At 44.5% G+C, this 2726-nt stretch carries 6 protein-coding genes; 3 read left to right on the top strand and 3 right to left on the bottom strand.

The features are described 5' to 3' along the window. Positions 1–334 (bottom strand): CHC2 zinc finger domain-containing protein (locus CKY02_RS22745; protein ID WP_240002129.1); only part of this gene is annotated, 334 nt, incomplete at its 3' end. A gap of 121 nt (positions 335–455) precedes the next feature. Between CKY02_RS22745 and CKY02_RS22740 the strand changes: the two genes are divergently transcribed. The 3 genes from CKY02_RS22740 to CKY02_RS22730 all read left to right on the top strand — a co-directional run bounded on the left by CKY02_RS22740 (position 456) and on the right by CKY02_RS22730 (position 1466). Then, the gene (locus CKY02_RS22740; RefSeq protein ID WP_046973910.1) at positions 456–860 is read left to right on the top strand and encodes a helix-turn-helix domain-containing protein; all 405 of its coding nucleotides are present in this window, start codon (positions 456–458) and stop codon (positions 858–860) included. A gap of 73 nt (positions 861–933) precedes the next feature. Next, entirely contained in the window at positions 934–1254 is a 321-nt protein-coding gene (locus CKY02_RS22735; RefSeq protein WP_112896981.1) for a SymE family type I addiction module toxin, read from the top strand. A gap of 14 nt (positions 1255–1268) precedes the next feature. Continuing rightward, positions 1269–1466 carry a DUF7706 family protein gene (locus CKY02_RS22730; protein WP_112896980.1) on the top strand — a complete coding sequence of 66 codons (198 nt, stop codon included), beginning with the start codon at positions 1269–1271 and terminating at the stop codon, positions 1464–1466. Positions 1467–1735: 269 nt separating this feature from the next. Here the strand turns inward: CKY02_RS22730 and CKY02_RS22725 are convergent, their stop codons facing one another. Next, on the bottom strand, positions 1736–2086 hold the full coding sequence (locus CKY02_RS22725; RefSeq protein ID WP_112896979.1) for a hypothetical protein: 351 nt from the start codon (positions 2084–2086) through the stop codon (positions 1736–1738). Then, complete coding sequence (locus CKY02_RS22720; protein WP_112896978.1) at positions 2086–2523, bottom strand: hypothetical protein; 438 nt, start codon at positions 2521–2523, stop codon at positions 2086–2088. Before CKY02_RS22720 ends, CKY02_RS22725 begins: the two co-directional genes overlap by 1 nt. Between the last annotated feature and the right edge of the window lie 203 nt (positions 2524–2726).

Genomic DNA, 2726 nt, shown 5'->3' with positions numbered 1-2726 from the left:
CCAGCATGGCCGGTTCATCCGGTTGCACCAGCGGGGCCACCGAGGGGTTATCTCCCAGTATCCCGCGCAACTGTTCCACGGCCCGGCGCAGACTTAAGCCCTTAGTTTTCATTACCCAGTCCAGCACGGAGCCGCCGGCATCACAGCCAAAACAGTGATAGAGATTTTTTGCCGGTGAGATAACCATTGACGGGGTTTTCTCCTGATGGAACGGGCACAGCAGCACGTAATCTTTGCCGCGTTTAAAGAGCTGTCGCCCCTGTTGCTCCACCACGGCGACTAAGGAGACGGCGGCTTTCAGGTGCTGTAATTCGGCTTCGGGTATCCGTGCCATGTTGTTGACTCCTAAATCCTGTCAAGATTTAAATTGACTCCTAATTGGATTTATTTATAATCCTTTTAGGAGTTACTTGCAACCCCTAATTCAGACAAGCCCTTACACTAACGGAGTCACTATGCAAACAGAGTTTTTGATTATGCAAAATGCTGAACTCCGCAAAGAATTTGGGGTACGTCTCAAGGCGCTACGTAAGCAGAAGGGATGGCCTCAGAAAGAACTGGCTGGGAAAGTTGAGATCCGTTTTCAACAACTGAACAAGTACGAAAGCGGACTTAACATACCTCCCGCTGAGATGATGGTTAAGCTGGCTGATGTGTTAGGGGTCACTGTGGATTATCTGCTGACAGGCAATCCTGTTGAAGATTCACCGTTGGCTAACTCTCGATTATTTAGGCGTTTTCAGGTTCTGGAACAACTGGCACAGGAAGATCAGGAAACAGTTATCAAGATCATTGATGCCATGATCGCCAAGCAGCGTATGGAGTCTGCATTGCTGCCCGTTGATGAACCGGAGGGATAAAAATAGCGCGGCGCTGATGTGTTGAGACCACACCAACGCCGCTCACCACAAGCAACTAAAAGAGGTAGTTACTATGGCTAAGGCGCATTCTAAAGCAGAAGAGGCAGTAAATAAAGCCGTGAAAACAGAACGTTATTACACGGTGGGTTATGTGCCGAACGGGAATAAGGTCAACAACGCCACACCGGCAATACATCTTAAAGGCCAGTGGCTCAGACAGGCGGGATTTAATACTGGCGGCCAGATTACGGTGAAGGTGATGGACGGTTGTCTGGTGCTGATTCCAGAGAGTGAAGCCACGCAACAACAGCATCAACAGTACCAGCGGCAACAGGCCCAACTGCGGGAGATTAAGCAGCAGATGCAGGCGCTGATAACCGGTTTTGCGGGTTAAGGGGAGAGCATGAGATGACGATAGCGATTGAACATTTACAGGATATTCAGTTAACCCATATTGAAGCGCTGGCCTTAGCCCAACTGGTGAAGCGGCTGAACTGGGCGGAGATACGCGCCTGTGCGATTGATGATGCGGAAGCCTGGGTTATCAAGGCCGCGATAGGGCGGCTCCAGTCGGCACTGGCGTGTCACGGGTATTCACCACGGTAAGAAAGAAACAGGCCGGAAGCGATTCCGGCTTTTTGCGATTTCAGGGAGAAAACAGAATAAAATAACTAAAATATAGCCTATGTATATATTTACAATGAATCTTATATTTTTATGTATTATTCCTTTGTTTATCTTCTTATTTATTTTATATTTTTATGATTTTAAATTATATATTTAATATATTAAGATCAAGCCTGTAAGATATTTATTTTAAGTATAAAAATAACAAAGCGGAAAGATCACGGGGATCTTTCCGGCTTTAAATTTAACTATTCATATTTTCCAGTAAACATAAATTCTTCAAGTATGTTAATGAACTTGGCTTTATCTCTTGTTTGCTTACTACCTAGGAATTTTTCCTCTTCTGTTTTTCCTGTCTTTTTATTTGTTTTTATGATAAAGAAATCTAATACAAATAAACCGTTAGGATCTCCTTCTGGTTCATACCGTGAATCAAAGCAAAGGCCATCAAGAGAATTATGTCCACTAATCAAAATTGATCCATAGAACCAATCCATATTTTCTTTAGTAGGTTCATAGTCATAGAAATTATTTACATCAATTACCCACCTACTAGGTATTCTCAAGGGCTGAATATTCTTCCATATATCTTTTTTCATTAACGAACTCCGGGAATGTATTTTCCGACTTGTTCCAACGATGCCGGGAAACTGTGAATAGTAGGAATAGGGGCATTCGTCATTTCGATTCTTACCCAATTGGTTAATTGCCCTTCATTATACCCAACATGACCGGTAGGGTTTTTATAGAACATGAATCGAGTTCCGCCGTGGTCAAAAGCATGGCCATTGCGAATAGCTCCATATGCAGCTTGTTTCTCAAAGCCAGCTACCTTACTTGCATATTCCGGGAAATAAGATGCTTCAGGTCTTTTATCTAAGCTTCCTTTACCTACACTCAGATTTTTAGCTTCATTAATATCTTTTGCGTTGATATGTTTTGTTGCATGACGACCAGCCGTAGGACGTTGAGCATTATAAACATCTGTTCGAAGGGCCTTGCGTTTATGGTATCCAGTAGGATCACAACCCGCCAATCCCAGAGGATCAATCCAGTTCGCCGGATTATGGACATACGCATACGGGTTCGGACCCCCATTTAGCCCTAGCGGGTCTTAGGGACTATCCCGACGCCATCATACAGTTTAGCGGAGCTTTCCCCCTGATTTAGCAGCCTTTTTCTCCACCGCTTTTTCCCACCCTGTTAAAGAACATGTTAACTCGCCCCGACGAGCACTTG

The organism is Photorhabdus bodei, from assembly GCF_003287735.1.
GTDB lineage: Bacteria > Pseudomonadota > Gammaproteobacteria > Enterobacterales > Enterobacteriaceae > Photorhabdus > Photorhabdus kayaii.
This window is presented reverse-complemented; position numbering and strand designations above follow the sequence as displayed.

What these genes read in the sequence shown, in the direction of transcription:
- CKY02_RS22730 (WP_112896980.1), top strand. Translation starts at nt 1,269, where the DNA reads ATGACGATAGCGATTGAACATTTACAGGATATTCAGTTAACCCATATT.
- CKY02_RS22740 (WP_046973910.1), top strand. Translation starts at nt 456, where the DNA reads ATGCAAACAGAGTTTTTGATTATGCAAAATGCTGAACTCCGCAAAGAA.
- CKY02_RS22725 (WP_112896979.1), bottom strand. Translation starts at nt 2,086, where the DNA reads ATGAAAAAAGATATATGGAAGAATATTCAGCCCTTGAGAATACCTAGT.
- CKY02_RS22735 (WP_112896981.1), top strand. Translation starts at nt 934, where the DNA reads ATGGCTAAGGCGCATTCTAAAGCAGAAGAGGCAGTAAATAAAGCCGTG.